Genomic DNA, 26,930 nt, shown 5'->3' with positions numbered 1-26,930 from the left:
GAATTCTGACATCTCTCTCACGGGCGCGAGGGCCAAAATCACGCAGCCGCGATCCGGCGGTGAGCATCGGCGCCAGGTTACGAATGATGATCTAAACGTCCGCAGTGACCTCCGCCCAGCTCAAGTCGAACCGGTCGAGATATTTCTTGAGGCGGTCTGCATCGTTGCGGCTGGTTCTTGTTGCGCGGGAAGCTGCAAAAAGAGTTCTGCCGGCCGCGCTCAAAGACGGGCTTTTCCGGCACATGCGGATGACAAAGGCCAGTTGTACCTTGTCAAAGGCGTCAAGGGCATCGGTTTTGTCTCCCAGCAGGTCCCGCAGCAAGGTGTCGTCGGGATCGGACGCCGCGCTGGCCCATTGACGCTCCAGCGCCTCGATTTCCTGGTCGACCTGAGCGAGCGTGATGCGGCCGCGCGGCGCAAGGGTGCACAAGCGCTGGACGGACGCGCCGAGATCCCGGAAATTGCCCGGCCACAGGGTGGCGGGGGATGCTGCGAAGTCCAGATAGCGCGCCCTGGCGTCAATGTTGAAGCCGACCCGGTTGCCGAGGAGCTTTTCGGACCTGTCGAGTTCAAACTCGATATTGGGTTCAATATCCTCGCGCCGTTCGGTGAGTGACGGCAGCCGGAAGGTCCAGAGATTCAGCCTTGCATAGAGATCCGGCCGGAACCGTCCTTCCGAGACGAGCTGCCCGAGGTCGTGGTTGGTGCCCGCGATCAGCTGGAAGCGGCTGGTGATCTCGTGGTCGGAGCCGACCGGCAGAAAGCGTCCGGTCTCGACGGCGTGCAGGATCATCGCCTGCTCGTCGAGGCCGAGTTCGTTGATCTCGTCCAGGAACAGCACGCCGCCATCCGCTTCGCGCAACAGCCCTCGCCGATCCGGGCTGCCTGTGCCCATCGACCCGCGTCGATGACCGAAAAGGCTGGACATGGCCCGCTCGCCCTTCAGGGTGGCGCAATTCACGTGAACTAGCCGGCCCTTGACCCTGCGCCGCTGGAGTTTCAGCTCGTAAATGCGTTCAGCCAGCTCGCTCTTTCCCGTCCCCGTATCGCCGAGCAGCAGAAGAGGGGCATCTGTGTTGGTGGCGACCAGCTCGATCCGCTCGATAAGGCTGTTGAAGGCGGCGTTCCGGGTTTCGATGCCCGCCTTCAGCAGCGCGTTGTATTCCTCTGCGATGAGATCGAAGCGCTGCTGAAGGGCGTCGTAGCGGGAAAGGTCGAGATCGACGATGTTGTATTGGCCGCTGAGATCTCCGTCCTCGCCGCGCGGCGGCGAGGTCTGTACAAGCTTGGCCGGAACGTGGCGGGACTCGGTCAGGAGGAACCAGCAAATCTGGGCGACATGCGTCCCCGTCGTCAGGTGGACGAAATAGTCCTCGCGATCCTCGTCGAACCCATAGTTGCGCGCGAAGTCGAAGAGAGCGCCATAGACTTCCTGAAAGTCCCAGGGATCTCGGAGATCAACCTGTTGCAACAGCACTTCTGTCGCTGGGCTGGCGTCCTCGATTTCGCGTTTCACGTTCTGAGCCAGGTGATGATGGGCTCTGTCGTAGAGCAGTTCGAGACGGTGAACCGGAAAGCGGCCATGCTGGGTCACGGCAATCGACGGTCGCCACCGGCGCTTCTTGCCCGCGTCCAGTTGGGTGCCGAGAAAGCCGATGACGATGTTCTTTTTCAATGCGTCTATCCAAATTTATAAGATGCTATTTTTTTCTATAAAATATTTTCCCCGCAGAAATGTCAATAATGCAAAAAACATATATATTACATATACTTATCTTGATTTTGTTTTTTTGTTTTGCGGTCCGGCGGGTGCAGGCATTCTCCTTCTCAACACAGACATCAACCCGAACGCCTTCAAGGGCGCGGATTTGTGGAGAGAGAAAATGGCGAACAAAAACCTGTTTGCATCCCAGCGTGGACGTTTTTCCGGCAAAGCCGACGCCAGAGACCTAGCGGGTGGCAAGGCCTATACCTACGAGGACCGTCACAAGCTGGCGCAGCTGGCGGCGACCGGATCCATCGGCAACACGTTCTACCAGTCTGCCGAGCTGGAACTGGAGGCGGTTTTGAAAGCTGCTGAAAAGGTTCCGGACACTTTTCTGGCAAAGACGGCAGTCTACGCCCGCCAGAAAGGCAGGATGAAGGATCTGCCGGCACTCTTGCTGGCGGTTCTGGCATCGCGTGATGCGGTTCTGCTTGCCAAGGCGTTTCCGAAAGTGGTCACCGACGGCAGGATGCTGCGCAACTTCGTGCAGATCATGCGTTCGGGGCAGACCGGGCGTAAGTCGCTCGGAACACGGCCGAAGGCGCTCGTTCGCGGATGGCTGAACGCGGCAACCGAATATCAGCTGCTGCAAGCGTCGATCGGCAACGATCCGTCGCTGGCGGACGTCATCAAGATGGTGCACCCGAAGCCGCGCGATGCAGAGCGAGACGTCCTGTTCGCCTGGCTGATCGGAAAGCCGTGTGACGTTGAAAAGCTGCCGGAACTGGTTCGTGCCTATGTGGCGTTCAAGGAGAATCCGAAAGGACAGGCGCTGCCGGATGTCCCGTTCCAGATGCTGACACATCTGCCCCTTTCCAGGGAAGACTGGACGAAACTGGCGGAGCGCGGGACATGGAACATGGTGCGTATGAACCTGAACACCTTCCTGCGCCATGGCGTTTTCGAAGGTGCGCGGTTCGAGAAGACACCGGCCGTGCGTCTGGTGGCGGATATCCTGAAGGATCCGAAGCGGATCAGGAAGGCGCGTGCCTTTCCGTACCAGCTCCTGACGGGTTTTCAGGCCCTGTCGGACGAAATGCCGACGGAGATCCGCGAGGCGATGCATGACGCGATGGAGATCTCGGTCGCCAATGTCCCGGCCCTGAGGGGCCAGGTGGTTGTGTGCCCGGACGTCTCCGGTTCCATGGCTTCGCCGGTGACCGGTTACCGAAAGGGGGCGACGACGGCAACGCGCTGCGTTGATGTCGCTGCCCTTGTCGCCGCGGCGGTGCTGCGCCGAAATCGCGAGGCCACGGTTCTGCCGTTCGAGGTCAAGGTGCGGCCGGTCGAGCTGACCGGGCGAGACACGGTGATGACCAACGCCCGAAAGCTCACCGAGCAGTGGGGCGGCGGGACGAACTGTGCAGCGCCTCTGGCGTGGCTGAACGCCAAGCGCCGTGCCCCGGATCTGGTCATTCTGGTTTCGGATAACCAGTCCTGGGCCGGGATCCAGGCGGGCCATCAGACCGGCGTGATGCGTGAATGGGAAACGCTGAAAAGGCGTAACCCGGACGCGAAGATGGTGTGCATCGATATCGCGCCTTACGGTTCGACCCAGGCCAAGTCGCGGCCGGATATCCTTAACATCGGGGGCTTCTCCGATGCGGTGTTCGATCAGGTTGCGGCCTTTGCCAAGGGCACCATGAATGTCGGCCAGTGGGTCGGGGAGATCGATGCCATCGATCTCGATTAAGACTTGAAAGCGCGGCGGGCGACCGCCTGCCGCGCTTGCCGAGAGATCTGGCGGATGCCGATGAAATTACACCGTCAGCCCCGGAAATGCGTGGGTCGAGCCACGCCTTCGCGACACCGCGATGTCGTCTAACGAGGAAAGACAACGGGGTGGATTTCATCACCGACTTGCCGCCACAAGGAATTAAACCGGTCAGGGCGAATGCCTGCAGAACTACATCGACTCTTAATCGCCAGGTTGCGGGTTCGAATCCCGCCGCTGCAACCAATTGATGCAGCGTAGCTCAACGGATAGAGCAGGAGTGTTTTGCACCCACCTTGTCGCCCTGACCGGGCCGACTTTTCAGCCGGACACGGACCGGCTCAAACACGAGAAGAAGAATTGAAAATCAATCGCGGCGGATGCCGGCAGGACTACATTCTTGACCATGAGTGTCTTGCCATTCCTTGCCGCCGCACCCGAAAGATACGGTCAGGGCGAATGCCCGCAGAACTACATTGTACGCGGGTTCGACTCCCGCCGTTTCCAACAAGTGGAAGCGTAGCTGAGTAGTTTAGCAGGTTTTGCGACGCGGAACACAAACGTGGTTTGTATCCATCTTGTCGCCCTGACCGGATCTTGGAATTGAAACGGTAAACTTGATTGCGGCTCCGCCGCGATATCGGGGATGCCGGCAGGATTACAGGTAGACGCCTTCCGGCACGGTCGGGAGGGGAGGCGCGGTCGCGCCTCCCGTGCCAGTTCAAGTCTGGCCCGGAGCAATCCGGTGGCGGAATGAAGATCTTGTCAGACCTTGCCCCGCGTAGCCTGGCGGATGCCGGCAGGACTACAGTGAGCGTCGCCGGTGCAACTCCGGCCCGCGGTTTTCGCGGAGAGGTTCTGCGCCCGATGTTTGCCGCCAGGCGAGTGTGAAGGAAGAAGACGATGACGATTGAAACGGAAACGGTGAAACTGACGAGCGGGATGCTGACCGCATGGGGCCACGAAGAAGGCAAGGCCTTCGGTGCGGCCCTGAGGGACGGCCAGGCGGCGCTGGATGAAGGCACGTCGCTGGAAGCCGTGCGCCAGATGCTGGAGAGCTACAAGCCGGACCCGGTGCTGCCGCTGGCCGCCTCTGGAGCAAAGCCGTTTCACGTCAACCTGGACGCGGAGGGGGAGGACGAAGAGGCGAACCTGAAGGCCGTCAAGCATCACATGACGGAGCTGATGCGCACGCCGACCGTTGAGGCGGGGGCGATCATGCCGGATGCCTGTCCGGCCGGTCCACTCGGGACCATTCCGGTCGGCGGCGTGGTGGCGGCGCGCGGTGCAATCCACCCGGGAATGCACAGCGCCGATATCTGCTGCTCGGTGATGATGACCGAGTTCGAGGATGCTGACCCGAAGGCGGTTCTGGATGCGGCGCATTCGGTGACGCATTTCGGTGGCGGCGGGCGGGCCAACGGCAAGCGCTTCACGATGTCCATGAGCCTTTACGACCAGTTCCGCGAGAACCAGTTCCTGAACAACCCGAAGATCCTGCGTTCTGCGCAGGAACATCTGGGGACCCAGGGCGACGGCAACCATTTCCTGTTTGTCGGCGTCTCCAGGAAAACCGGCAAGACCGCGATGGTAACCCATCACGGATCGCGCGGACCGGGTGCGCTGCTTTACAAGATCGGCATGAATGTTGCGGAAAAATACCGCAGAAAGCTGTCGCCGAAAACGCTGAAGCAGAATGCCTGGATCCCGTCCGAGAGCGAGGAGGGAAAAGCCTATTGGGACGCGCTGCAGCTGATCCGCAAGTGGACCAAGGCCAACCACAACGCACTGCATCAGGCGACAGTCGAGGTGAGCGGAGCAAGCTACTCGGACCGTTTCTGGAACGAGCATAACTTCGTGTTTGAACGCGATGGCCTGTTCTATCACGGCAAGGGGGCAACGCCTGCCTGGGACGGGTATGCGTCCGACGCGACGGGCCTGACCCTGATCCCGCTGAACATGGCGGAGCCGGTTCTTGTCGTGCGCGGCCAGGATGCCGGTCATGCTCTCGGGTTCTCGCCGCACGGTGCGGGCCGCAACTTCTCGCGTTCCGAGCACAAGCGCCGCTCGCTCGGCAAGACGCCGGAAGCAATGCTCAGGGAAGAGACGGAAGGTCTCGACATCCGGTTCTTCGAGCAGAAGATCGACGTCTCCGAACTGCCGTCCGGCTACAAGAAGGCGGATGCGGTCGTCGCCCAGATCAAGAAATACGGTCTGGCCGAGATCGAGGACTATATCGATCCGTTCGGCTGCATCATGGCCGGCGATATCGAACCGTTCTGGAAAAAGAAAAAAGGGGCAAGGCGGTAATCTGCCTTGCCGCAGTCAGGCAGGATGTCTAACCGGCTTCTTTTTCCATTGGCAGGGGGGTGCTGTTGGTCCGCTCCAGCACCTGCGCTGCAAGGGCCAGAAGAAGGGCGAGGAGGGAGCTGGCCAGCATGAGGGCGAGGACAGTGGCAGGATGATCGCCGGTGCCGACGGCAAGGCCGGTCAGGCTGGTAAGGGCTGAACCGCCAGCCAGCACGAGGGCGCCTACAAGCCCGGCCGCGGTCCCTGCAAGATCGGGACGGACCGACATGGCGCCCGCATTGGCGCCGGGCACTGTCAGCCCGTTGCCAAGGCCAACCAGGATCGTGCTGGTGAAAAAGACCGTTGGGGACAGGGTCACGGCGGCAAAGACGGTCAGCCCGATGGCAAGGCCCGCGCAGGCCGTCACACGCCCGATCAACATCATGGCCGGTAGGGACAGGCGGGCGGAAAACCGGCCGGAGATAAAGCCTCCGGCGGAAAAGCCGACCGTGATGCTGCCGATCAGAAGGCCAAGCTCTGCGGTTGAGACCCCGAAGCTTTGGGTGGCCACCAGCGGCGCTCCGGCCAGGAAGATATAGAAGGAGCCGACCGTGAACAGGGAACACAGTCCATAGGCACAAAAGAGCGGGGTTCTCAAGAGCTCCAGCAGGGAGGCGGCGGATGGGACTTTGCCGTCCTGGCGCTCCGGTCTGGTTTCGCCAAGGTCAAACCAGCACAGCGCAAGCAGCAGCAAACCGAAGGCCGCATAAAGATAGAAATTTGACCGCCAGCCGAACGCCGTGTCCAGAAGCCCGCCAAAGACAGGACCCAGCATGGGCGCGACAGCCATGCACATGCCGATATAGCCGATCAGACCGGCGGCTTTTCTGGGCGGATGGATGTCTCGGACAATGGCGAGCGACAGCGTGTAGCCTGCGGTGATGCCGCCTTGAAGCATCCGGAATGCCAGAAACACCCAGATGGACTGTGCAATAGCACACACCACCGAAGCCAGGCAAAACAGGCTGAGCGTGACCAGGAGGACCGGGCGGCGGCCATAGCGGTCAGCCAGCGGCCCGGCAATCAGCTGGATCGCCGCCGTCACCGCCAGATACCCGGCCACGGCAATGCTCATCAGGGCATAGTCGGTCTCAAACTCCTGCGCCATGTGCCCGAGCGAGGGCAGGAACATGTTCAGCGACAGCGGCGAGAATGCGGTCAGCAGAATGAGCGTCACCAGATGGGGTGGCGTTCGGGAGGACATTGTCACACGTTTTGACCTTTCAGACAGGAGGCGCCGGGATCTGGCTGGAGCACTTTGAAGAGGGCCCGGCAAAGCCTAGATGGCTGGTTGCTGCAAGGCAAGACGCGGACCAGGGCTGCCCGGAAAGAGGCGGATTTCCCTCAGCGTCCTGTGGGTGAGGCAGCCATTCTCTCAGGTAAACGTATTGAAAAGACACGGGAAATTTATGCATTTGACAAACCGGCCGATTGGTTTGTCCGTTTTTGCATGAGCGAAATTGACTTTTCCATGGCGGCTCTGCCGCGCAGGCCCAGGTGGTGCAACTGGGATCTGACGGTTGCCGAACTCAAGGCAGCAGCCACAGAGCAATTGATCGCGCAGCGCTTTTCGGACCTGTCGATCAAGCCGATCCTGGACAAGGCCGGTGTGTCCCGGGTGGCGCTGTTTCACCACTTTCCAACGAAGAACCATCTGATCGCCGCTGCCTTCGCCAACCTTCTGGGGACCTTTGCTGCGAGGCTGCATCACTGCGGTGCAGAGCTGCGGGCAGGCAAGACCGGTCTCGATGGCTTCGTGCGCGAGGTGATGGAGACCTTTGCCAGCGAGATGTGCATCGGATCGATGGAAATCGCCCTGGGCATCCGTGTGGAACCGGATCTGAACGCTGTGCCGGACAAGGGCTGAGTGTTGCGGGTCCTCGGAACGGTTTTCTCCGTTGAGATGGGTATCAGGTCAAATCCCCGTGCATCGCCACCAGATCCAGTTCCGCTGCCGGGGCCTCGATGGCGCTGTAGCTTTCCTTGACACCCTCCTCCGCCAGTTCCCGGTGGACGGCAAGCAGCATGTTTTCGTCGTGCTCGGAGCACAGATCCGCCATGTAACGCAATTCGTCTTCCGCAACCCCACGTGCCGCCTCGACAGAGGGAGCGCCGTAGATGTCGACGAAATGTTGGGCGAGCCGGTCGACGAGGTCCGAGAATTCCGTTTCCGCGATTGGCGTGATGGCAACAAAAGTCACGCGGCCGAACGTTTCCAGACCCAGCCAACCGTTGGAGAATGCCTGCCGTGCCTTGCCGACAAGGTCGGCTTCGGTCCAGTCGGAAAACTCGAAACCGCCCGACAGGCACCATTCCCCGGTGCGGGCGGGAGCGAAAAAGACGTTGCGGTCGCTGTCATCCATATGAATGGCACGGGCGAGTTTCATGCGCTTACCTTTCCAAGCGGCTCGACAGGGGGATCACGATGGTCGCCTCACCCTGCCGGAGCAACATGCCGAACTGGTCGTCGACACCAACAAAGGTGCCGCTTTTTCCGTCGATTTCAATCTTTTCGCCAAGGGCGGGCACCAGACCGCGCCAGTCTCCGTGAACGGCGCGCGGGCCATCTTCCAGCCAGCGGTTGATCCAGTAAAGACTGTGGCGCACCCAGGCTTCCACAAGGGCCTGTGGTGTAATGTCCACGCAACCTTCCTCAGATAGCCAGGTTGTTCCGGCTTGCGCCCCCGGGTCCTTGTCCGGACTGGTCCGGTTCAGTTCCAGCCCGAGGACCAGCCAGTCCGGCACGGCTTCCGGGATGGCAGTGGACGTCTTGACGCGCATGCGCCCGCAGTGGGCGCCATTGATGCGGATGCCGCCGGTCCAGTCCAGATGGACCGCCACTTCCGGCGGGGCGAGCGCGCCAAGGGCGGCCTGCAGGCCAAGACCGCAGACCGGCAGAATGGTCATGGCCTCTTCCAGCTGCACTTCAGGGGAAAAGATGATGCTGGCCTTAAGCACTGCACCGGACAGGTTGTGCACCACCGTGCCGGGGTCGGTTCCGGCCACCGCCAGCGCTGTTGCGCGCTCGAACGGATCGGCAGGCCCGGTCAGCGTTTCGCCCTGAAACAGGGGCGGCAAGTGCAGTTCACTCATGCCTTGTCCTCCGCCACCAGGGTTTTGGCAAGTGTTCTGAAAACAGCTGCCTCCGGCGCATCGGGGTCGGCAACGGCGATCGGCGTGCCGCCATCTCCTGCCAGGCGGATGTTCAAATGCAGTGGCACTTCGGCGAGGAGGGGTACACCCAGTTTCCGGGCCTCGGCGGCAACACCGCCATGGCCGAAGACATGTTCCTCATGGCCGCATTTTGAGCAGATATGGGTGGACATGTTTTCAATCATGCCCAGGATCGGCACCTGCATCTGGTTGAACATGTCGATGCCCTTGCGCGCATCCAGCAGGGCCACATCCTGCGGTGTCGATACAATGATCGCGCCGTCGACCAGGAATTTCTGGGACAGGGTCATCTGGACATCGCCGGTGCCCGGCGGCAGATCGACGATCAGAACATCCAGCGCACCCCATTGGACCTGGCTCATCATCTGTTGCAGGGCGCCCATAAGCATGGGGCCGCGCCAGACCACTGCCTGATCGCCGGAGGTCATCAGGCCGATGGAGATCATGGTGACGCCGTGATTGCGCAAAGGCAGGATCATTTGGCCGTCCGGCGAGGTGGGCCGTCCCGAAACGCCCAGCATTTTCGGCTGGGACGGGCCATAGACATCCGCATCCAGCAGGCCGACCTTCCGGCCTTCGGCGGCGAGGGCACAAGCAAGATTGGCCGCGACGGTCGACTTGCCGACTCCACCCTTGCCCGAGGCAATTGCCAGTATACGGGCGATGCCGGGCACTTTCTGCGGTCCGGACGTGCCCGGGGGCGCCGGGCGCGGCTTGATCGGTTGTGGCCCGGAAGGCGGCATCTTCCCTGCAGGCGGTTCTGCGGCCGGGGCGCCAGAAGACGGGGTCTCGGAATGGGCCGTCAGAACAATCTGCACGGTCCGGCATCCCTCCAGGGCGGCAAGGGCCGTTTCGGCCCTTGCCTTCAGGGCTTCCATCTCGTCCTTACGGGCAGGGTCGATGTCGAGGACAAAGCGCACGCTGCCCTCAGCCACCTGGAGGGCCCGCACCATGCCGGAAGCGGCCAGGGTCTCTCCCGTTGCCGGGTCCTCAAGTGTGTTCAGCATGTTGAGAACGGTTTCGCGCGTCAGGGACACGGCCGGCTTACCCCTCGATTTCGCCTGTGACCTCATGGGTCAGGCCGATGTCCTCAATGGTGATGACGGCTTTCACCTTGAAAGTTTTTCCCTCCGCCGGACCGGCTTTTCTGACAGCGTCTTCAATGGCCTGCTGGGATGTGACCCCGACCTGTTTCAGAAATTTGCGCATGGACATGTTAAAAGTGTCGCTCATTTTTGGCTCCTGTGTGCTGGGGCATGCATTGACGGCTCCCGGATTTGCCCCCTACCCTTACGGCGTCCGCCGGCAACGTGAGGGAGGAGCGCGTGTGCTGCCGTTTGAAACTGACCGTCCTGCTTGGACTGGTTCTGGGGGTCTGGCTGCCGGCCGGAAAGGCTGCGGCCGGACCGTTCACCCTAAGAGCACCGGAGGAGCTGGTTGCTTCCGGGCTCTTGAAACATCTTCTGCCCCGCTTTTCTCTGAAAACCGGCATCCGGATTGAAATCGTTCCGGCACATAACGATGCTGCCGCCGGGTTTTCAAGTGCTTCGCAAGGCATTCCGGTGTTTTCGGGCCTCGGCCGGGACTGGTATTTCCAGGTGTTTGACGTGGGCAACAAGGATGTCGCCCGCTTCGGGGAATGGCTGACTGGCGATGTTGGCAGAAAGACCATCGAGAGCTTCAAACCGGAGGGCGGGGCGCTGTTTGCAGCTGCACAGGCCGGACCGGGGCAGGCGGTTTCAGAAGCGCTGCCAGGGGATGTGCTCTCCGGGGAAAAGCTGGCGGTCTTCCATTGTGGCCGCTGCCATGTGGTCAATGAGGCGACCCGGTTTTCGACCATCGGCTCGTCGCCATCCTTCTCGGTCATGCGTGGCTTTTCCGACTGGCGGTACCGATTCGAGGCGTTTTTTGCCCTCAACCCCCATCCGGCCTTCACCCAGGTTGACGGGGTGACCGAGCCGTTCGATGTCAGCCGGCCATCGCCCATCGTTCCGATCGAAATGACCCTGGACGAGCTGGACGCCATCCTGGCTTTCGTCTCGCAAATTGCGCCGGCGGATCTGGGCGCGCCGATCCAGTACCAGTGAAAGGGCTGCTGCCGGCTCAATGGTCCCGCCGCTTGCTGATATAGTCGTCAGTGGTGCGCACGCGTGGCCTCTCGCCCATGGCGAAGGGATTGTTTTCTGAATGGTAGACTGCATTCACCCGGCAGTCGTCACACATCTGGATCAGCTTTATGGCCTTGTTGTCCTGAAACATGGAGTGTTTTCCGGCCAGTTTTTCCGTCATCCGCTCCACGGTGGAACGCACACCGAAGGCTTTGCCGCATTCAATGCAGTGGAAGGGTTCTTCTTCTTTCAGGACAACCGGTGTCAGGGCCGTGTCCGCCAGGTTGAAGCGCGGATCGAGGCTCAGGGCGCTTTCCGGGCACAGATTGGTGCACAGGCCGCATTGCAGGCAGGCATCTTCCTGAAAGCGCAGTTGCGGCTGGTCCGGATTTTCCTTCAAGGCGCCGGAGGGGCAAAGAGATACACAGGAGAGGCACAGCGTGCATTTGTCCTTATCAAGCGTGACGGCGCCATAGGGCGCCCCGGCGGGCAGGACGACCGGCTCAGGGGGGGCGACGCTGTTCAGAGCCTTGGCGGCAAGGCGGGTAATCTGCCTGCGTGAGCCAAGGGGCAGGATCGGTTGCACGTCCTGCGGATCGGGCGAGGGGCCATAAAGCTCTTCGTCCAGCTGGTCCGGGTCTACCGGCTCGATCAGGCGGATGCGGGATCGTTCCCCGTTTTGAGACCCGGCAAGGACATTGGCAAGTTCTGCCTGAAACGGCAGACCGTCCCGTTCGGTTGCAGGCGACAGCAACAAGGTGACAGAGCGGAAGCCGCAGGCGAGGGCCGCCAGCATTTCTGCATGGCCGAACCCGGCAAGCGACTGGACCTCTAACGGAATCACATCGGTTGGCAAGCCCTTGCCATAGCGGGCACTCAGGCGGATCAGGTCGCGGCCATGGCTGGCGTCATGCACCAGTAGCTGCGGCTGTTTTGCCTCCAGCTTGCGCCATGTGGAGGCGAGGGTCTGGAGGCGTTTGAAGATATGTTCCACTGGCGGGGCGTCATAGGAGATCGCCCCGGACGGGCACACGGCGGAGCAGCTGCCGCAGCCCGCGCAGATCATCGGCTCCACGGCTACATGGTCGCCGTCAGGAGTGATGGCCCCGGTTGGGCACAGGTCAAGGCAGCGGCTGCAGCCGCTTTTCCGGGCGCGGGAATGGGCGCAGAGCTGCGCGTCCAGCTTGACATAGAGAGGCTTTTCAAACGTGCCGGTTAGTTGGGAGGCTTCCAGCAGGACGGAAAGCCGGGCGTCCGCATATCCGGGATCGGCGCGCAAATAGCCTTCGCGCTTGCCGGAGGCTGGAAAAAGTGGCGCAGCGCCCCGGCGCAGGTCAAGGACGATGGCGCATTGGGTGCGGCCACCGCTGCGCGGCTCGGTCCAGTTGAACGCGCCCCTGCCGCCGGGAATGCGTTCCTGAAGGGCGTCGAAAGAGAGATGGAATTGCCCGAGTGCACCTGTCGCAGATTTCAGCCGGCCGCGCACAATGTCAAAGCGCCGGTCATCTGACAGAGGGAGATCCGCCTCCGGTGCAAGCAGGACCGTGACGCTCAGAAGCTCACACAGATGGGCCGCGGCGCTCAAGGCATCCTCGGGATCGCCCAGTATGAGGCAGGTGCCGTCGGAGGTAACATCCATAACCTTCTCCCCCGGCTGGGGCAGAAGCGCGTCTGCGGCAAGGGCGGCCATTTTGGGCGTTGCGGGGGCCGTGTCGTCCGTCCAGCCGGCCCGGTCGCGCAGGTCCAGGAACAGTGGCGGGTCAGTTTCCAGTTCTTCGGCGATTTCCTCAAACAGCGCCTGCTCCTGACCGCAGGCAAGGACCAGGGAGCCGGAGCGAATCGCTTCTTCAGCCACGGCGGCCTCGCTGCGGCACAGATCCGTGTGGATTTTCGAACAGGAAAGTCCGGTAGCGTTTTCAAATTCAAGGGCATCGATTGCCTGGCTGTTCCGGCAATCGCACAGCAGTATCTTGCTGTCTTTCATGTTTTTCGCGTCCTCTCCCCGGGACCGCCTGAGCAGGATTTTGTGCTCAAGCTCAAAGCAGTCCGCAGCCCATAACAATGGCGTAAGCGCTTTCAGGTCAAGTTCAACTTCTGCTAGGGCTTGCATTTTATCGTGCTTGCGACAGCATAAATACATCCCTAGACAGGCAGGCTGAAGGAACAAGGGGAGGGGACAGGCGCAGTGACAAGCGAACGCATACGCACCATGCCGGTGGGCGTTGTCGTCCGGCGTTTGCCGGGGGTGACACGATGGCAAAAATGGAGCTGGCGCCCCGTTTCCCTTTTGCCCGGGGCTGGAGAGGCCGACTGGATCATGCTGCGTCAGGAAGGCGAAGCGGTGGAATATCACGCTGCGACCTTGAGCCTTGACCTGCACCGGGCCGATACGGAGGCCTATCTGACCGCCCTGTCCGACAAGGTTCCGTCCCTTTACGTCGTCATGCGCCCGGCTGAAGAAGCGGAGCGGGATGTGCCCATGGAGGTGCTGCTGCTGACCGCGTCAGCCTATGAGGGCCAGGATTATGCGGATGCCAGCGATGTTCAGGTGGAAAAAGTGCCCATGCCACCGGGCCTGATTGCCTGGATCCGGGACTTTGTCGACCAACACCATGAGGAAGAAATCTTTATCAAGCGCCGGCGCGACAAGACTCGAATCGATCTGAAGGAAGACGGGATCGGAGATGCAAGGATCCGGCAGACGGCGGATGTCTACCGGGCCCCCGGCAGCAAAGCGAAGGACAGATTGCAATGAGTGGCAGCGGCACAAGGGGAAGTGATTTCTGGTCCCGGCGCAAGGCTGCGGTGCAAAAGGCCGAGGACGCGGAGAAGGCCGAGCGCGCAGCGGCGGAAGCCGCGTCGGTCCGCGCTGGTCTGGAAGAGAAAACCGACCCGGAAATTCTGGACGAACTGGGGCTGCCGGATCCGGACAGCCTGACCGGAGAGGATGACTTTTCCGGTTTTCTCTCCAAAGCCGTGCCGGAGCGGCTCCGCCGCCGCGCCCTGCGCCGGCTATGGAGCGTGAACCCGGTTCTTGCCAATCTGGATGGTCTTCTGGAATATGGCGAAGACTATACTGATGCCGCGACAGTAATCGACGATCTGCAAACGGTTTACCAGGTCGGAAAAGGCATGTTCGACCGGTTTGCGGAGCTCGAAGACACGAAAGTCGTGCCGGAAGGTTTGCCTGCTGAAGTTGCAATTGAAGATGGAGTTTCCGAGAAAGATAGCCTTCACGTTGAAGAAGATACTGCAGTGCACAATGAAATTGTCAAAACTGAGGTGTCATATTATCAATTGACGCAAGGTAAAAACATAGGGCAACCTGCCGTCAAGCACGTTAACCTGTCAGAACGACTCGAAATAGTCGCAGAAATGGAAGAAAATACGCCTCCAAATGTGAGGCGGCGCTTGCGGATTGACTATGAATGATACCAAAATCTAATATCTGCCGCGCTGGCAAGGGGTAAGACTGATCCCCGCGCTTGAGGGAGGAACACCGCGGATGTCCGCAGTGATGACGGAATATGTTATCGACCCGGAAGACCGGGCCCGATCAGAACTTTATGACTTTTTGGGACTGCTGCTGGTCAGGCCGGCGGATGCCGCCCTTCTTGGACAGCTTGCGGGCCTTGATGGGGATAATACCCCTCTCGGTCAGGCGCTGGGGGTTCTGGCAAAAGTGGCTTCAGTCACCAGCCCTGAAACGGCGGAACGCGATTACAACGCCCTTTTCATCGGCCTTGGGCGTGGTGAACTTCTTCCCTATGCCAGTCACTATCTGACAGGTTTCCTCAATGAAAAGCCGCTGGCCAATCTGCGCGCCGATATGGCGAAGCGGGGCATTGGCCGCTCTGATGGCACTCATGAGCCGGAAGACCATATCGGGTCTCTCATGGAAATGATGGGGGGCATGATTGTCGGCCGGTTCGGCACGGTCACCTCCGTGGCCGATCAGAAACAGTTCTTTCAAGCCCATGTTGAGCCGTGGGCCATTCACTTTTTCTCGGATCTCGCCGGAACGAAAAGCTCGGTGTTTTACGGCGCCATTGGGGCGCTCGGGCGGGCGTTCATTGAGATTGAGACCGAAGCCTTCGGTATGCTGGCGAACTGAAATGCCTTCGGCGGTGTGCCAGATCGACCCAAGGATCCAAGCTGCGGCGGCCCGGGCTGCCGCGCAACAATACTGGCGGCGATACGCTGCAACAGCTCTATGGAGAGGAGACCGAAACAATGACAAAACCCGATCACAAGGCGCCTGATGCAGGGGCCGGACGGCGGGAGTTCCTGAAACTGGCAGCCCTTTCGGCACCCGTGGCCGTTGCGGCAACTGCCGTTTCGGCGCCTGCTGAGGCGGCGGAAGCTGATCCCGCTTCCACACGGATGCAGGACACCGCGCATACGCGCGCCTATTTTGACAGCGCCCGGTTCTGACCGGACCCTGACCCAGACATTCACTTCCGGCCTATGGTTGCGTGACGCCCGCTGGCCGGTCCGCTGAAAACCAACCCAGCCATACCGATTCCGGTACAAGCAAGGTAGGGAACTATGCTTAGGAAAAAGACCAATGGGGTTGCGCGATGCCCCCAGGGTGCAAGTATCCTTCGAGACGCTGCACATAAATCGGTAGACCGCAGAACCTTTCTGAAAGGTTCCGGACTTGCCGCAGGTGGCCTGGCCGCAATCACCGCCACGGGTGGAACCGTTACCCAGGCCAAGGCCCAGTCAGCCGACGAAGCCGTCAATCTCGTCAAATCCGTTTGTACCCATTGCTCCGTAGGCTGCACGGTTATTGCCGAAGTCAAGAACGGGGTCTGGACCGGTCAGGAACCGGGATGGGACAGCCCGTTCAATTTGGGAGCCCATTGCGCCAAGGGTGCTTCGGTGCGCGAACACGCCCATGGTGAACGCCGCCTGAAGTACCCGATGAAAAAGGTCAATGGCGAGTGGACCAAGATGACCTGGGACGAGGCCATCAACGAGATCGGTGACAAGATGATGTCGATCCGCGAGGAAAGCGGCCCGGACAGCGTCTACTGGCTCGGATCGGCCAAGCACAATAACGAGCAGGCTTATCTGTTCCGCAAATTCGCCGCCTATTGGGGGACGAACAACGTCGACCACCAGGCGCGGATCTGCCATTCGACCACGGTGGCCGGTGTTGCCAACACATGGGGCTACGGCGCCATGACCAACAGCTACAACGACATCCACAATTCCAAGGCGATCTTCATCATCGGCGGCAATCCGGCCGAGGCCCATCCGGTCTCCCTGCTGCATCTGCTGCGCGCCAAGGAACAGAACAACGCGCCGGTCATTGTCTGTGACCCGCGCTTCACCCGCACGGCCGCCCATGCGGATGAATATGTGCGCTTCCGTCCGGGCTCGGATGTCGCCCTGGTCTGGGGCATTCTCTGGCACATTTTTGAAAATGGCTGGGAGGACAAGGAGTTCATCCGCACCCGCGTGTGGGGCATGGACCAGATCCGCGAAGAAGTCGCCAAATGGACGCCCGACGAGGTCGAGCGTGTCACCGGCACCCCGGAAAGCCAGCTGAAGCGCGTGGCGCGGACCCTGGCCAACAACCGGCCGGGCACGGTGATCTGGTGCATGGGCGGCACCCAGCACACCAACGGCAACAACAACACCCGCGCCTATTGTGTGCTGCAGCTGGCCCTCGGCAACATGGGCACGTCCGGCGGCGGCACCAACATTTTCCGCGGCCATGACAACGTGCAGGGCGCGACTGACCTTGGCGTTCTCAGCCACACCCTGCCGGGCTATTATGGCCTGAGCGCCGGCGCCTGGGGCCACTGGTCCCGCGTCTGGGACGAGGATCTCGACTGGCTGAAGGGGCAGTTCGCGACGGTCAAGGGTGCGGACGGCAAAGACAAGAACCTGATGAACCTGACCGGTATCCCGGTGAGCCGCTGGATCGACGGGGTTCTGGAAGATCCGGACAACACGGATCAGCCGAATGCCGTGCGGGCCATGGTTCTGTGGGGGCATGCGCCGAATTCGCAGACCCGCATGACGGAAATGAAAACCGCAATGGAAAAGCTGGATATGCTGGTCGTGATCGATCCCTATCCGACTGTTTCCGCCGTGCTTCATGACCGCACCGATGGTGTCTATCTGCTGCCGGCCTGCACGCAATTCGAAACCCACGGGTCTGTGACCGCGTCCAACCGCTCGCTGCAATGGCGCGATCAGGTGGTCGAGCCTTTGTTCGAAAGCCTTCCGGATCATGTGATCATGGCCAAGTTTGCGAACAAGTTCGGCTGGGCCGACCGGCTGTTCCGCAACATCGACATGGATGATGCGGAAACGCCGAACATTGAAAGCATCACCCGCGAGTTCAACAAGGGCCTGTGGACGATCGGCTATACCGGGCAGTCGCCGGAGCGGATCAAGTCGCATATGGCCAACCAGCACACGTTCGACCGGACGACTCTTCAGGCGGTCGGCGGGCCGAATGACGGTGAATATTACGGCATGCCGTGGCCGTGCTGGGGCACTGCGGAGATGAAGCATCCCGGCACCCCGAACCTTTATGACATGTCCAGGCCGGTCGCCGAAGGCGGTCTGTGTTTCCGGGCCCGGTTCGGTGTCGAGCGGGACGGGGAGAACCTCCTTGCCGACGGGGTGTCCAACCCCGGTGCAGAAATTCAGGACGGCTATCCGGAATTCACCATGCAAATGCTGATGGATCTGGGTTGGGACGGGGATCTTACTGACGCGGAACGGGCATCCATTGAAGCCGTTGCCGGTCCCAAGACCAACTGGAAGACGGATCTGTCCGGCGGTATCCAGCGGGTGGCAATCAAACATGGTTGTGCGCCCTTCGGCAATGCCAAGGCGCGGGCGGTTGTGTGGACCTTCCCGGATCCGGTGCCGCTGCACCGCGAACCCCTCTACACCAACCGGCGGGATCTGGTGGCAGATTATCCGACCTATGAGGACCGGAAATTCTACCGCCTGCCGACGCTCTATGCCTCCATCCAGAAGCAGGACTTCTCCAAGGACTATCCGATTGTCCTGACGTCCGGGCGCCTGGTGGAATATGAGGGCGGCGGTGACGAGACCCGGTCCAACCCGTGGCTGGCCGAATTGCAGCAGGACATGTTCGTGGAGATCAATCCGCGGGATGCCAACAATCTGGGTGTCCGCGACGGGGCCCAGGTCTGGGTCGAAGGCCCGGAAGGCGGCAAGGTCAAGGTCATGGCGATGGTGACCGAACGGGTCGGGGAAGGTGTTGCCTTCATGCCGTTCCACTTCGGCGGCCATTACCAGGGCGACGATCTCAGGTCCAAATACCCGAAAGGCTCGGACCCTTATGTCCTTGGTGAAAGCTGTAACACCGCGCAGACCTATGGCTACGATTCAGTGACCCAGATGCAAGAGACCAAAGCAACGCTCTGCAAGATCTCTGCAGCGTAAGGAGGAGACACAATGGCAAGATCAAAGTTCCTTTGTGACGCCGAACGCTGCATTGAATGCAATGCCTGCGTGACGGCTTGTAAAAACGAAAATGAAGTGCCCTGGGGGATCAACCGCCGCCGCGTCGTGACCATCAATGATGGCAAGCCCGGTGAACGGTCGATTTCCGTGGCTTGCATGCATTGTTCGGACGCGCCCTGTATGGCGGTGTGCCCGGTCGATTGTTTCTATCAGACCGAAGAAGGCGTGGTTCTGCACTCCAAGGACCTTTGCATTGGCTGCGGCTACTGCTTCTACGCCTGTCCCTTTGGCGCGCCGCAGTTCCCGCAGGCCGGGAATTTCGGGTCCCGCGGCAAGATGGACAAATGCACCTTCTGTGCGGGCGGTCCGGAAGAGAACAATTCCACGGCCGAGCGCGCGAAATACGGCTCCAACCGGATCGCGGAAGGCAAGTTGCCGCTTTGTGCGGAAATGTGCTCCACCAAGGCCCTGCTTGCTGGGGACGGCGATGTCGTCTCGGCCATCTACCGCGAGCGCGTCGTCGCCCGCGGATTTGGCTCCGGTGCCTGGGGCTGGGGCTCTGCCTACGGCCAGAAAGGCGGCTGACGCCAGCCTGTGCGGCAGCGGGCTTAGGCCTGCTGCCGGGCAATGTTCGTTTTTGAAAAGCGCAGAGCCGGGCGGCCCGGGCCAGGTGACTGGTCCAGAGGCCGCCCCGTTCGTCTTTCGTGACATTTGGTAAAGGGTGCTCTCATGATACGCTTGGCTGCCGCCGTCCTCCTTCTTTTGGCGTTTCTGGCTCCGGGATTTGCACAGGAGCCGGCACAGGACCTGGCGCCGGACGCCCACACCGGCGCGGCTCAGGCCGACCGGGCTGCGACCGGCGGGGCCCAGACCCTGGAAGACATCATGCGGCGCCAGCGCGGCGAAACGGTCGATTCCGGCTTCCGCCGCAATGCCACCGGCGACCCTTCGCACGCGGCAGGCATGTCGTCGCAGCTTGGCACCCTGGGCGGTGTGTCCGATCCCGAACTCTGGCGTGCCCTGCGCTATGGCTCGGCGGAAACAAGGGTCTCGTCCGGCGGCCGGGAAGCTACGGTTCTGATTCAGGATGGCGGCATGCGCTGGCTGGCCTGGCGCAAGGGGCCGCTGGCCACTTATGGGGCCTATCTGCTTGCCGGAACCATCGGTTTTCTGGCGCTGTTTTACCTGCTGCGCGGGCGCATCCGCATTGACGGCGAAAAGACAGGCCAGACCATCACCCGCTTCAAGGCGATTGAGCGCTTCGGCCACTGGATCCTGGCGGGCAGCTTCGTGCTCCTGGCCCTGACCGGCCTGATCACCCTGTTCGGCCGCTTTGCCCTGATCCCGCTTATTGGCAAGGAGGCTTTTGCCCCCATGGCTCTGGCTTCCAAATGGGTGCATAACAATGTCGCCTGGGCGTTCATGCTGGGCCTTGTGATGGTGTTTGTCATGTGGGTGGTTCACAACATCCCGAACAAGACCGACCTGAAATGGATCGCTGTAGGGGGCGGCCTGCTGAAGAAGGGCGTTCATCCGCCGGCAAAGAAATTCAATTTCGGGCAGAAAATGGTATTCTGGGGCGTGATTGCGCTCGGTGCTTCCATTTCCGCGTCCGGTCTTTCGCTGCTGTTCCCGTTCGAATTCCCGATGTTTGCGGTCACGTTTGAAAAGCTGAACGCCCTTGGCTTGCCTCAGCTTGTGGGCCTTGGCCCCTTGCCGACCCAGCTTGCGCCCCACGAGGAGATGCAATATGCACAGCTTTGGCACTCCATCGTGGCCTTTGTGATGATCGCCATGATCCTCGCCCATATCTATATCGGCTCTGTCGGTATGGAAGGCGCCTATGACGCAATGGGCTCCGGTGAGGTCGAACTGCAATGGGCGCGGGAGCACCACGGCCTGTGGGTGGAGGAGGTCGAGGAGGCCGGGCGCGCAGCCAAGACCTCAAGCGGCGGCAAGGCGGTTCCTGCCGAGTAGGGCGGCATGGCGCTTCAGGACCCCAAAAGACCGAACCTCAAAGGAGCATCCGGAGGCTGCCTCGGCCTTTTGCAGCGGGCGCAGGCTTTTGCCGGCCGGTTGCCATCGGTGCTGACCGCCACATTGATGAGCGCCACGCTGCTGTCTGTCAGTGCCGCTCGCGCGTCCGCTGCCGATTTCGAAACGTTGAAAGGCCATGGCGGGCCGGTGATGGATATCGCGGTTTCACCGGACAAGGGTCTTGTGGCAACGGCAAGTTTCGACAATTCGGTTGGCATCTGGACCGGTGGAGTTCCGCGCTGGCTTGAGGGGCACGGGGCGGCGGTCAAGGTGGTCCGGTTTGTCACCGGCAGCCAGGTCGTCTCGGCCGGGGACGACAATGACCTGATCCTGTGGGACCTTGAAGATGGCGGGCAGACACGCCTTGAAGGGCACACGGCGAAGGTCATGGGGCTGGCCGTGTCACCGGATCGCAGCTTGATCGCAAGCGCCAGCTGGGATGCGCGGATTGGCCTGTGGCCGGTTGCGGGCGGTGCGCCGGAGTTTCTGAGCGGCCACACGGCAGGGGTCAACAAGATTGCGTTTTCTGAAGATGGCCAGTACCTTTTTTCCGCTTCTGTTGACGGCTCCATCAAGCTGTGGGACGTGAACAAGCGTACGGAAATGCGCGTGCTGGACCGCAACGGGTTCGGCATCAACGTTATGGTTACGGGCGGAAATGACAGCTGGCTGGCCTATGGCTCACAGGATGGTGTCACCCGCATCGTGGACACCCGGACCGGTGCACGGCTCCACGAGTTTACGCTGGAGCGCCGCCCGATCCTGGCAATGGCGCTGAGCCCGGATGGCCTTCGGCTTGCGACCGGCGATGGCCATGGTTTCATCACCGTCTTCAACACGTTGAGCTGGGAGATCGAATCCGACTTCCGGGCTGCTCTGAAGGGGCCTATCTGGGCACTGGCCTTCTCCCGCGATGGTGAGGTGCTGCATGCGGGCGGCATTGAGGAGATTGTCTATTCCTGGCCAGTGGCCGGGCTTGGCTCCTTTGATCCGATGGCGCAATCGACCCCGAGTTTCTTGCGCCGGCCGGAAGACATGTCCAATGGTGAGCGGCAATTTGCCCGCAAATGCTCCATTTGCCATGCGCTCGGCGTTGATGGCGGGCGCAAGGCCGGGCCGACCCTTTATGAGGTTTTCGGCCGCCGCGCGGGCACTGTGCCGGGCTATCCCTATTCAACAACCTTGACCGGATCTGATATTGTCTGGAGCGAAGAGACGATTGATCAGTTGTTCCTTGACGGGCCGGATCATTATATTCCGGGCTCGAAAATGCCCATGCAGCGGATCGTGAAGCCGCAGGACCGGCGCGATCTGGTCGACTATCTGAAAGCGGCCACGCGCGCGCAGGCCACGCCAAACACCAAGGGAGACCCACGATGAAAGCGATGCTTGCCGCTTTTGCCGCCATTGCCGTGATTTCTTTCGGCGCCCATCAGATCCTGGAACATGCCGGTTTTTCCAGCGCGGAACAACGCAGCAGCCCTTCGGTCCGGCTGGGAGAATAATCCCCCCGGCCGGAGTAATGCGATTTTGGGCTTGCCCAGGGCTCAGACGTCAGCTTGAGCCTTTGTCGGCATTGGGGAAGAACAGCTGCTGGCCGTCGACCTTGTAGTCGGCAATCGCCTGCTGGCCGTCTTTGGACAGCAGCCAGTCAATGAAGGTCTGTCCTAGCTTGGCCTTCACGTGGGGATGCGCCTTGGGGTTCACCAGGATGACGCCGTACTGATTGAACAGTTTCGGGTCGCCCTGCACCGCGATCTTGTAATCCCCCTTGTTGCCAAAGGCGATCCAGGTGGCGCGGTCGGTCATGATATAGGCCCCCATGCCGGTGCCGGTGTTCAAGGTTGCGCCCATGCCCGAGCCGGTTTCACGGTACCAGTCGCCGGAGGCTTGGGCTGCATCAAGATCCGCCGCCTTCCAAAGGCGCAGTTCGGCCTTGTTGGTGCCGCTGTCATCGCCGCGCGAGGCAAAGGGGGCCTTGGCTTCGGCAATCTTTTTCAGAGCTGCGACAACGTCGGAGGATCCGGCAATGCCGGCCGGATCGGAGGGCGGGCCGACAATGACAAAGTCATTATACATCACGTCGGACCGCGAAACGCCCTGTCCCTCGGCGACGAATTTTTCCTCGGCCGGCTTGGCATGAACAAACAGCACGTCGCCGTCGCCATTGGCCGCATTCTTGATCGCCTGGCCAGTGCCGACAGCCACGACGTGGACCTCAATGCCGGTCTTCTGGGTGAATTTCGGCAGGAGATCGTCGAACAACCCGGAATTCTGGGTGGAGGTGGTAGACTGGACAACAATGAACTTGTCGTCTGCTGCTGAGGCGCCGGTTACGGCCGCCGTGAGGGTCAAGGCGGCCAGTCCCGCCAGGAATAAACGCCGGATCACTTTTTTCTCCCTGAATGATCTGTGATGGATTGGGTGTTGGGACCGAGATAAAGACGGCCGTCGCGCCAGGCGCGCACAGGCTCGCTTTTGGGTTTGGTCAGAACCTGGTCAACTGAGCCGGTTTCAGCCACCTGACCGTCCTGCAGAAAGATTACATCCTCGCCGAGCCGTCTGGCCTGTCCGGCATCATGGGTGATCAGAACAATGGTGACCCCGCTGGCATTGGCGTCCAGAATAAGGCTTTCAATGGCGGCTGTTGAGGCCGGGTCGAGATTGGCTGTCGGCTCGTCCAGAAAAAGAAGATCCGGCTCACAGGCCAGTGCGCGGACCACGGCAAGGCGTTGCTGTTCGCCGCCGGACAGGACCCGGGCCGGGCGTCTGGCCAGATGGGAAAGCCCAGCGCTGGCAAGCGCCGCCTCGATCATGCGGGCCCGTGTGCGTCCCTTCAGGCCCTTGACCGAAAGGGCGAAGGACAGGTTGGCGGCAACGGAGCGGCGCAGCAGGACAGGGCGCTGAAAGACCATGGCCTGGGCGCGCATGGCGTCCCGCGTCAGGGGCGCTCCTTGCCAGAGCACGTCTCCGGTCTTTGGCGTCAGGAGCCCGTGCAGCAGGCGCAGGAGCAGGCTTTTGCCAGCCCCGTTCGGCCCCATCACCAGCGTCCGGCTGCCGCGCCGGATACGGGCGTCGACCGAGGTCAACAGCATGTCACCGCCTGCCTCAAAAGACAGGCCGCGTGCCTCGAGCAGCGTTTCGGCTGATCCGGTGTCCGGGAGATTGGGGGGGCCGTCGTGCAGGCCGGATGCCTCAAGCATAGGCGGACCTCACGGCGGAGGCTCTCAGGGCCATGACAGCGGCATTCACCGTAAAGGCGATCAGCAGCAGGATAACGCCCAGAGCCAGCGCAAGCTGGAGATTGCCCTTGGAGGTTTCAAGGGCAATGGTCGTGGTCATGACGCGGGTCACGTGATTGATATTGCCGCCGACAATGATCACCGCGCCCACTTCCGCGACCGCCCGGCCGAAGCCGGCCAGGGCCACGGTCAAGAGGCTGTAGCGGGCATCCCATAACAGCGCGGACAGGCGGTCCAGGGTGTGAACTCCAAGAGAGGCAAACTGGTCGGCATATTCCCGGTTCAGATCCTCGATCACCTGCCGCGTCAGGGCGGCGATGATCGGTGTGACCAGCACCATTTGTGCGATGATCATGGCGGTGGGCGTATAGAGAAGCCGCAAAGGCCCGAGCGGTCCGGACGCGGACAGGAGCAGATAGACCACGAGCCCGACCACGACCGGCGGCAGGCCCATCAGGGCATTGAGCGTGACGGCAAGAACCGTGCGGCCCGGAAAGGTGAGCGCACCTGCAGCAGCGCCGAGGGGCAGGCCGATCAGGCAGGCCAGCACGACTGCGGTCAAGGTGACCCGCAGGGACAGGCGGATGATCTCCATAAGATCCGGATCAAGCGCAAAAACCAGCGCAAAAGCGCCGCTGAACGCGCTCCAGAAACTGTCCATGAATGGATTTTCTCCCTCTTTCGGGAAAAAATAACGTAAAATGCACAAGAATCCAAAAAGAATTGTACCGGGCGTCTGAAATTTTTTAAAGCGATTGGCCTGCGGGGGGAGCCGGAAAGAAAATCGATCGGCTGTCCCGGTTTTCAGCTTCAGAGGGGGACCAGCTTGACGGATACCGCCTGACCGTCGGGATGGTGGGCTGTCAAGCAAGGCGAGACGGCAGAGCCCGAGGGGAGAACGCGCGCATGCTTAGCCGTCATGCACTTCCAGATGCAAAGCCAGTGGCTCCGTCTACCGGATCTGCGGCAGAGGCTTGCTTGTCTCAGTAGAGCCAGCGGGGCAGCCAGGTGGCCAGGCCCGGCAGTGCCCAGAGGATTGCGACTGCCACGCCCTGCAGCAGGATGAAAGGCACAACACCGCGATAGATCTGGCCGGTGGTGATTTCCTTCGGCGCGGCGCCGCGCAGATAGAATAGGGAAAAGCCGAAGGGCGGCGTCAGGAACGAGGTCTGCAGGTTGATGGCGATCAGGACCGTCAGCCAGATGGGATCGATTCCCATGATCAGAAGCGGCGGGATCAGCACGGGGAGCAGGATCACCGAGATCTCGACAAAGTCGAGGAAGAAACCGAGCACGAAGACAAACAGCATGGCAAACAGCAGCGCGCCGGTGGGTCCACCGGGCATGCCGTCCAGCAGCGCATGCACCCGGTCTTCTCCGCCCAGGCCAACAAAGACCAGTGAAAAGAAACTGGCCATCAAGATGGTGGCGAAGATCATCGATGTGACGGTGAGCGTGGACAGCAAAGACGCTTTCAGCAGGCCGTCCCGGAAGGCGCGCCAGAGAATGTGCAGTACGACGGCAAGGGCAAACAGCGCCAGAGCCGCATAGAGCGCTGCGAGCAGATAGCCGCCCGGGGTGACGTCGGAGCGCTGCAGGCGCACCGGCAGCAAGGTCGCGGCCAGGGCCAGTGTGACCAGGGCGAGGGTTGCAGCCACAATCATCCGGGACGGCACCCCCAGCCGGCGCCCGGCCAGCAAAATGGCGCCGATGGCGCCCACGGAGGCGGCCTCATTGGGGGAGGCAATGCCGCCAAGGATGGAGCCGAGAACGGCGATGATCAGAAGCACCGGGGGGACGATGGCTGCCGCAATTTCCCGGAAGGACGGCTGGTCAACACGGCCGCTCATGGCCGGGGCATCACCGGGCCGCCATTTGGCGCGGATCAGAATATAGGCGCAATAGACGGCCACAAGCAGAATACCGGGCACCATGGCAGCGGCGAAGGTCTGGCCGACGGAAATGGTCTCGATGGTGAACTTGCCCTGCGCATACTGGGCCTGCTGGAAGGCATTCGACATGACGTCGGCCAGAATGATCAGCAATGTGGAGGGGGGAATGATCTGGCCCAGGGTTCCGGCGGTGCAGACCATGCCGGAGGCGAGTTTCGGATCATAGCCATTGCGCAGCATGGTCGGCAGGGCAATCAGGCCCATGGCAACAACCGTTGCGCCGACAATGCCGGTGGAGGCGGCCAGAAGCGCGCCGACCAGCATGACAGACACCCCAAGGCCGCCATGCATCCTGCCGAACAGGCGGCCCATCGTCTCCAGAAGCTCTTCGGCAATCCGGGACTTTTCCAGAATGACCCCCATCAGCACGAACAGGGGAATGGCTGTCAGAACCGGATTGGTCAGCACGCCGAAAAAGCGCTGGCCCATGGCGCCCATGAGCTGGATGTTGAACTCCCCAAGCGCCCAGCCCAGAAGCGCAAAGCCGGTGGCGACACCGGCAATGGTGAAGGCCACCGGATAGCCGAGCAAAATGAAGGCGATCAGGGCAGCGAACATGATCAGATCAAGCGGCAGGCTCATGTGTCCGCGCTCCGCACTCTGGCAAGGTCGCGCAAAAAGGCCGCCGCACCCTGGATCAGCAGCAGCAGGCAATAGGCGGGAATAAGGGATTTCAAGAGAAACGAGGCCGGAATGCCGCCAACGGAAATCGGCCCTTCCAGAATAGCCCAGCTGCCGCGCACGGTCGGCCAGGAAAACCAGATCAGCAGCAGCAGGGCTGGCGTGAGCAGAAACAGATGGCCGAAGAGATCGATCCAGGCTTTGCGGCGGCCGGTCAGTTTGGCGTAGAAAATATCAACGCGCACATGGCCGTTCATGAGAAAGGTGTAACCCGCACCAAGCATGAAAAGGCTGGCATGGAAATAGAGCACGCCCTCATCCAGAAAGATGAAGCTGTAGCCGAAGACATAGCGCAGCAGAACGATCACGAATTGCAGCAGCAGCATCAGCAGGGCCGCCCAGCACAAGGTGGCACCTATTAGGGAATTGACGCGCTCCAGCGCGCCCGCGAACCGGTCCATCGGGAGAGTCCTGCCTGTCTATCTTGCGTCTGCCTGATCCACGGCC

At 61.3% G+C, this 26,930-nt stretch carries 25 protein-coding genes; 13 read left to right on the top strand and 12 right to left on the bottom strand.

Going from position 1 to position 26,930, the window contains the following annotated elements:
• Positions 1-91: 91 nt before the first annotated feature.
• Positions 92-1,675 carry an RNA repair transcriptional activator RtcR gene (gene rtcR / locus ACXAIC_RS13055; protein WP_475179378.1) on the bottom strand — a complete coding sequence of 528 codons (1,584 nt, stop codon included), beginning with the start codon at positions 1,673-1,675 and terminating at the stop codon, positions 92-94.
• Between the two features lie 208 nt (positions 1,676-1,883).
• Here rtcR and ACXAIC_RS13050 point away from each other — a divergent pair, with 208 nt between their 5' ends.
• Together ACXAIC_RS13050 and ACXAIC_RS13045 are read left to right on the top strand one after the other, a co-directional pair.
• Positions 1,884-3,458: an RNA-binding protein gene (locus ACXAIC_RS13050; RefSeq protein ID WP_475179374.1), complete on the top strand. Its 1,575-nt coding sequence runs from the start codon at positions 1,884-1,886 to the stop codon at positions 3,456-3,458.
• Between the two features lie 924 nt (positions 3,459-4,382).
• Positions 4,383-5,789 (top strand): RtcB family protein, encoded by a 1,407-nt coding sequence (locus ACXAIC_RS13045; RefSeq protein WP_475179370.1) that lies wholly within the window; start codon positions 4,383-4,385, stop codon positions 5,787-5,789.
• Positions 5,790-5,817: 28 nt separating this feature from the next.
• Here ACXAIC_RS13045 and ACXAIC_RS13040 read toward each other — a convergent pair whose 3' ends face one another.
• Complete coding sequence (locus tag ACXAIC_RS13040; RefSeq protein ID WP_475179364.1) at positions 5,818-7,032, bottom strand: multidrug effflux MFS transporter; 1,215 nt, start codon at positions 7,030-7,032, stop codon at positions 5,818-5,820.
• Positions 7,033-7,278: 246 nt separating this feature from the next.
• Between ACXAIC_RS13040 and ACXAIC_RS13035 the strand changes: the two genes are divergently transcribed.
• Complete coding sequence (locus ACXAIC_RS13035; RefSeq protein WP_475179361.1) at positions 7,279-7,695, top strand: TetR/AcrR family transcriptional regulator; 417 nt, start codon at positions 7,279-7,281, stop codon at positions 7,693-7,695.
• Positions 7,696-7,738: 43 nt separating this feature from the next.
• On the opposite strand, the gene ACXAIC_RS13030 is transcribed toward ACXAIC_RS13035, so the two are convergent.
• Genes ACXAIC_RS13030 through ACXAIC_RS13015 form a run of 4 tightly spaced genes read right to left on the bottom strand, consistent with a single transcriptional unit; the run spans position 7,739 to position 10,235 of the window.
• Positions 7,739-8,215 (bottom strand): DUF6505 family protein, encoded by a 477-nt coding sequence (locus ACXAIC_RS13030; protein WP_475179357.1) that lies wholly within the window; start codon positions 8,213-8,215, stop codon positions 7,739-7,741.
• 4 nt (positions 8,216-8,219) lie between these two features.
• On the bottom strand, positions 8,220-8,921 hold the full coding sequence (locus tag ACXAIC_RS13025; protein ID WP_475179353.1) for a biotin/lipoate--protein ligase family protein: 702 nt from the start codon (positions 8,919-8,921) through the stop codon (positions 8,220-8,222).
• Entirely contained in the window at positions 8,918-10,039 is a 1,122-nt protein-coding gene (locus ACXAIC_RS13020) for an Mrp/NBP35 family ATP-binding protein (RefSeq protein ID WP_475179347.1), read from the bottom strand. The genes ACXAIC_RS13025 and ACXAIC_RS13020 overlap by 4 nt, the downstream gene beginning before the upstream one ends.
• 7 nt (positions 10,040-10,046) lie before the next feature.
• A complete protein-coding gene (locus tag ACXAIC_RS13015) occupies positions 10,047-10,235 on the bottom strand; it encodes a DUF6494 family protein (protein ID WP_475179344.1) in 189 nt (62 codons plus the stop codon).
• A 92-nt stretch (positions 10,236-10,327) separates the two neighbouring features.
• Between ACXAIC_RS13015 and ACXAIC_RS13010 the strand changes: the two genes are divergently transcribed.
• Positions 10,328-11,089, top strand: coding sequence for a hypothetical protein (locus ACXAIC_RS13010; RefSeq protein ID WP_475179340.1), 762 nt, complete (start codon positions 10,328-10,330; stop codon positions 11,087-11,089).
• Positions 11,090-11,105: 16 nt separating this feature from the next.
• On the opposite strand, the gene ACXAIC_RS13005 is transcribed toward ACXAIC_RS13010, so the two are convergent.
• Positions 11,106-13,094, bottom strand: a complete 1,989-nt coding sequence (locus ACXAIC_RS13005) for a 4Fe-4S binding protein (protein WP_475179335.1) — start codon at positions 13,092-13,094, stop codon at positions 11,106-11,108.
• 201 nt (positions 13,095-13,295) lie between these two features.
• Here ACXAIC_RS13005 and ACXAIC_RS13000 point away from each other — a divergent pair, with 201 nt between their 5' ends.
• From ACXAIC_RS13000 to ACXAIC_RS12960, 9 genes are all read left to right on the top strand, one after another.
• Positions 13,296-13,865, top strand: a complete 570-nt coding sequence (locus tag ACXAIC_RS13000; RefSeq protein WP_475179330.1) for a DUF3305 domain-containing protein — start codon at positions 13,296-13,298, stop codon at positions 13,863-13,865.
• On the top strand, positions 13,862-14,542 hold the full coding sequence (locus tag ACXAIC_RS12995) for a DUF3306 domain-containing protein (RefSeq protein ID WP_475179325.1): 681 nt from the start codon (positions 13,862-13,864) through the stop codon (positions 14,540-14,542). The genes ACXAIC_RS13000 and ACXAIC_RS12995 overlap by 4 nt, the downstream gene beginning before the upstream one ends.
• 73 nt (positions 14,543-14,615) lie before the next feature.
• Positions 14,616-15,224 (top strand): TorD/DmsD family molecular chaperone, encoded by a 609-nt coding sequence (locus ACXAIC_RS12990; protein ID WP_475179320.1) that lies wholly within the window; start codon positions 14,616-14,618, stop codon positions 15,222-15,224.
• 119 nt (positions 15,225-15,343) lie between these two features.
• Positions 15,344-15,544: a twin-arginine translocation pathway signal protein gene (locus tag ACXAIC_RS12985; protein WP_475179316.1), complete on the top strand. Its 201-nt coding sequence runs from the start codon at positions 15,344-15,346 to the stop codon at positions 15,542-15,544.
• Positions 15,545-15,658: 114 nt separating this feature from the next.
• On the top strand, positions 15,659-18,550 hold the full coding sequence (locus tag ACXAIC_RS12980; protein ID WP_475179310.1) for a formate dehydrogenase subunit alpha: 2,892 nt from the start codon (positions 15,659-15,661) through the stop codon (positions 18,548-18,550).
• 12 nt (positions 18,551-18,562) lie between these two features.
• The gene (gene fdh3B / locus ACXAIC_RS12975) at positions 18,563-19,156 is read left to right on the top strand and encodes a formate dehydrogenase FDH3 subunit beta (protein WP_475179306.1); all 594 of its coding nucleotides are present in this window, start codon (positions 18,563-18,565) and stop codon (positions 19,154-19,156) included.
• A gap of 144 nt (positions 19,157-19,300) precedes the next feature.
• Positions 19,301-20,548, top strand: a complete 1,248-nt coding sequence (locus tag ACXAIC_RS12970; protein ID WP_475179303.1) for a formate dehydrogenase subunit gamma — start codon at positions 19,301-19,303, stop codon at positions 20,546-20,548.
• A 6-nt stretch (positions 20,549-20,554) separates the two neighbouring features.
• Complete coding sequence (locus tag ACXAIC_RS12965) at positions 20,555-21,988, top strand: c-type cytochrome (RefSeq protein WP_475179299.1); 1,434 nt, start codon at positions 20,555-20,557, stop codon at positions 21,986-21,988.
• Positions 21,985-22,113, top strand: a complete 129-nt coding sequence (locus ACXAIC_RS12960) for a hypothetical protein (protein ID WP_475179295.1) — start codon at positions 21,985-21,987, stop codon at positions 22,111-22,113. Before ACXAIC_RS12965 ends, ACXAIC_RS12960 begins: the two co-directional genes overlap by 4 nt.
• A gap of 49 nt (positions 22,114-22,162) precedes the next feature.
• Here ACXAIC_RS12960 and ACXAIC_RS12955 read toward each other — a convergent pair whose 3' ends face one another.
• The 5 genes from ACXAIC_RS12955 to ACXAIC_RS12935 form a co-directional block, all read right to left on the bottom strand.
• Positions 22,163-22,999 carry an ABC transporter substrate-binding protein gene (locus ACXAIC_RS12955; protein ID WP_475179292.1) on the bottom strand — a complete coding sequence of 279 codons (837 nt, stop codon included), beginning with the start codon at positions 22,997-22,999 and terminating at the stop codon, positions 22,163-22,165.
• Entirely contained in the window at positions 22,996-23,811 is an 816-nt protein-coding gene (locus tag ACXAIC_RS12950) for an ATP-binding cassette domain-containing protein (RefSeq protein ID WP_475179288.1), read from the bottom strand. The genes ACXAIC_RS12955 and ACXAIC_RS12950 overlap by 4 nt, the downstream gene beginning before the upstream one ends.
• Positions 23,804-24,511 (bottom strand): ABC transporter permease, encoded by a 708-nt coding sequence (locus ACXAIC_RS12945; RefSeq protein WP_475179284.1) that lies wholly within the window; start codon positions 24,509-24,511, stop codon positions 23,804-23,806. The genes ACXAIC_RS12950 and ACXAIC_RS12945 overlap by 8 nt, the downstream gene beginning before the upstream one ends.
• Before the next feature lie 322 nt (positions 24,512-24,833).
• Complete coding sequence (locus ACXAIC_RS12940) at positions 24,834-26,384, bottom strand: TRAP transporter large permease (RefSeq protein ID WP_475179278.1); 1,551 nt, start codon at positions 26,382-26,384, stop codon at positions 24,834-24,836.
• Positions 26,381-26,884, bottom strand: a complete 504-nt coding sequence (locus ACXAIC_RS12935) for a TRAP transporter small permease subunit (RefSeq protein ID WP_475179273.1) — start codon at positions 26,882-26,884, stop codon at positions 26,381-26,383. The genes ACXAIC_RS12940 and ACXAIC_RS12935 overlap by 4 nt, the downstream gene beginning before the upstream one ends.
• Between the last annotated feature and the right edge of the window lie 46 nt (positions 26,885-26,930).

This window comes from Roseibium sp. AWQ4_254 (genome assembly GCF_056161025.1).
The sequence above is the reverse complement of the archived record's forward strand: the minus strand, read 5'-3'. Positions and strand labels throughout refer to the sequence as shown.

Excerpts from the sequence above, each read along its gene's own strand:
- ACXAIC_RS12935 (WP_475179273.1), bottom strand. The coding sequence starts at position 26,884 with ATGGACCGGTTCGCGGGCGCGCTGGAGCGCGTCAATTCCCTAATAGGT.
- ACXAIC_RS13015 (WP_475179344.1), bottom strand. The coding sequence starts at position 10,235 with ATGAGCGACACTTTTAACATGTCCATGCGCAAATTTCTGAAACAGGTC.
- ACXAIC_RS13050 (WP_475179374.1), top strand. The coding sequence starts at position 1,884 with ATGGCGAACAAAAACCTGTTTGCATCCCAGCGTGGACGTTTTTCCGGC.
- ACXAIC_RS12985 (WP_475179316.1), top strand. The coding sequence starts at position 15,344 with ATGACAAAACCCGATCACAAGGCGCCTGATGCAGGGGCCGGACGGCGG.
- ACXAIC_RS12995 (WP_475179325.1), top strand. The coding sequence starts at position 13,862 with ATGAGTGGCAGCGGCACAAGGGGAAGTGATTTCTGGTCCCGGCGCAAG.
- ACXAIC_RS12980 (WP_475179310.1), top strand. The coding sequence starts at position 15,659 with ATGCTTAGGAAAAAGACCAATGGGGTTGCGCGATGCCCCCAGGGTGCA.
- ACXAIC_RS12950 (WP_475179288.1), bottom strand. The coding sequence starts at position 23,811 with ATGCTTGAGGCATCCGGCCTGCACGACGGCCCCCCCAATCTCCCGGAC.
- ACXAIC_RS13045 (WP_475179370.1), top strand. The coding sequence starts at position 4,383 with ATGACGATTGAAACGGAAACGGTGAAACTGACGAGCGGGATGCTGACC.
- ACXAIC_RS13030 (WP_475179357.1), bottom strand. The coding sequence starts at position 8,215 with ATGAAACTCGCCCGTGCCATTCATATGGATGACAGCGACCGCAACGTC.
- ACXAIC_RS13035 (WP_475179361.1), top strand. The coding sequence starts at position 7,279 with ATGAGCGAAATTGACTTTTCCATGGCGGCTCTGCCGCGCAGGCCCAGG.
- ACXAIC_RS12945 (WP_475179284.1), bottom strand. The coding sequence starts at position 24,511 with ATGGACAGTTTCTGGAGCGCGTTCAGCGGCGCTTTTGCGCTGGTTTTT.
- ACXAIC_RS12965 (WP_475179299.1), top strand. The coding sequence starts at position 20,555 with ATGGCGCTTCAGGACCCCAAAAGACCGAACCTCAAAGGAGCATCCGGA.
- ACXAIC_RS13005 (WP_475179335.1), bottom strand. The coding sequence starts at position 13,094 with ATGAAAGACAGCAAGATACTGCTGTGCGATTGCCGGAACAGCCAGGCA.
- ACXAIC_RS13040 (WP_475179364.1), bottom strand. The coding sequence starts at position 7,032 with ATGTCCTCCCGAACGCCACCCCATCTGGTGACGCTCATTCTGCTGACC.
- ACXAIC_RS12940 (WP_475179278.1), bottom strand. The coding sequence starts at position 26,384 with ATGAGCCTGCCGCTTGATCTGATCATGTTCGCTGCCCTGATCGCCTTC.
- ACXAIC_RS12970 (WP_475179303.1), top strand. The coding sequence starts at position 19,301 with ATGATACGCTTGGCTGCCGCCGTCCTCCTTCTTTTGGCGTTTCTGGCT.
- fdh3B (WP_475179306.1), top strand. The coding sequence starts at position 18,563 with ATGGCAAGATCAAAGTTCCTTTGTGACGCCGAACGCTGCATTGAATGC.
- ACXAIC_RS13025 (WP_475179353.1), bottom strand. The coding sequence starts at position 8,921 with ATGAGTGAACTGCACTTGCCGCCCCTGTTTCAGGGCGAAACGCTGACC.
- ACXAIC_RS12990 (WP_475179320.1), top strand. The coding sequence starts at position 14,616 with ATGTCCGCAGTGATGACGGAATATGTTATCGACCCGGAAGACCGGGCC.
- ACXAIC_RS12960 (WP_475179295.1), top strand. The coding sequence starts at position 21,985 with ATGAAAGCGATGCTTGCCGCTTTTGCCGCCATTGCCGTGATTTCTTTC.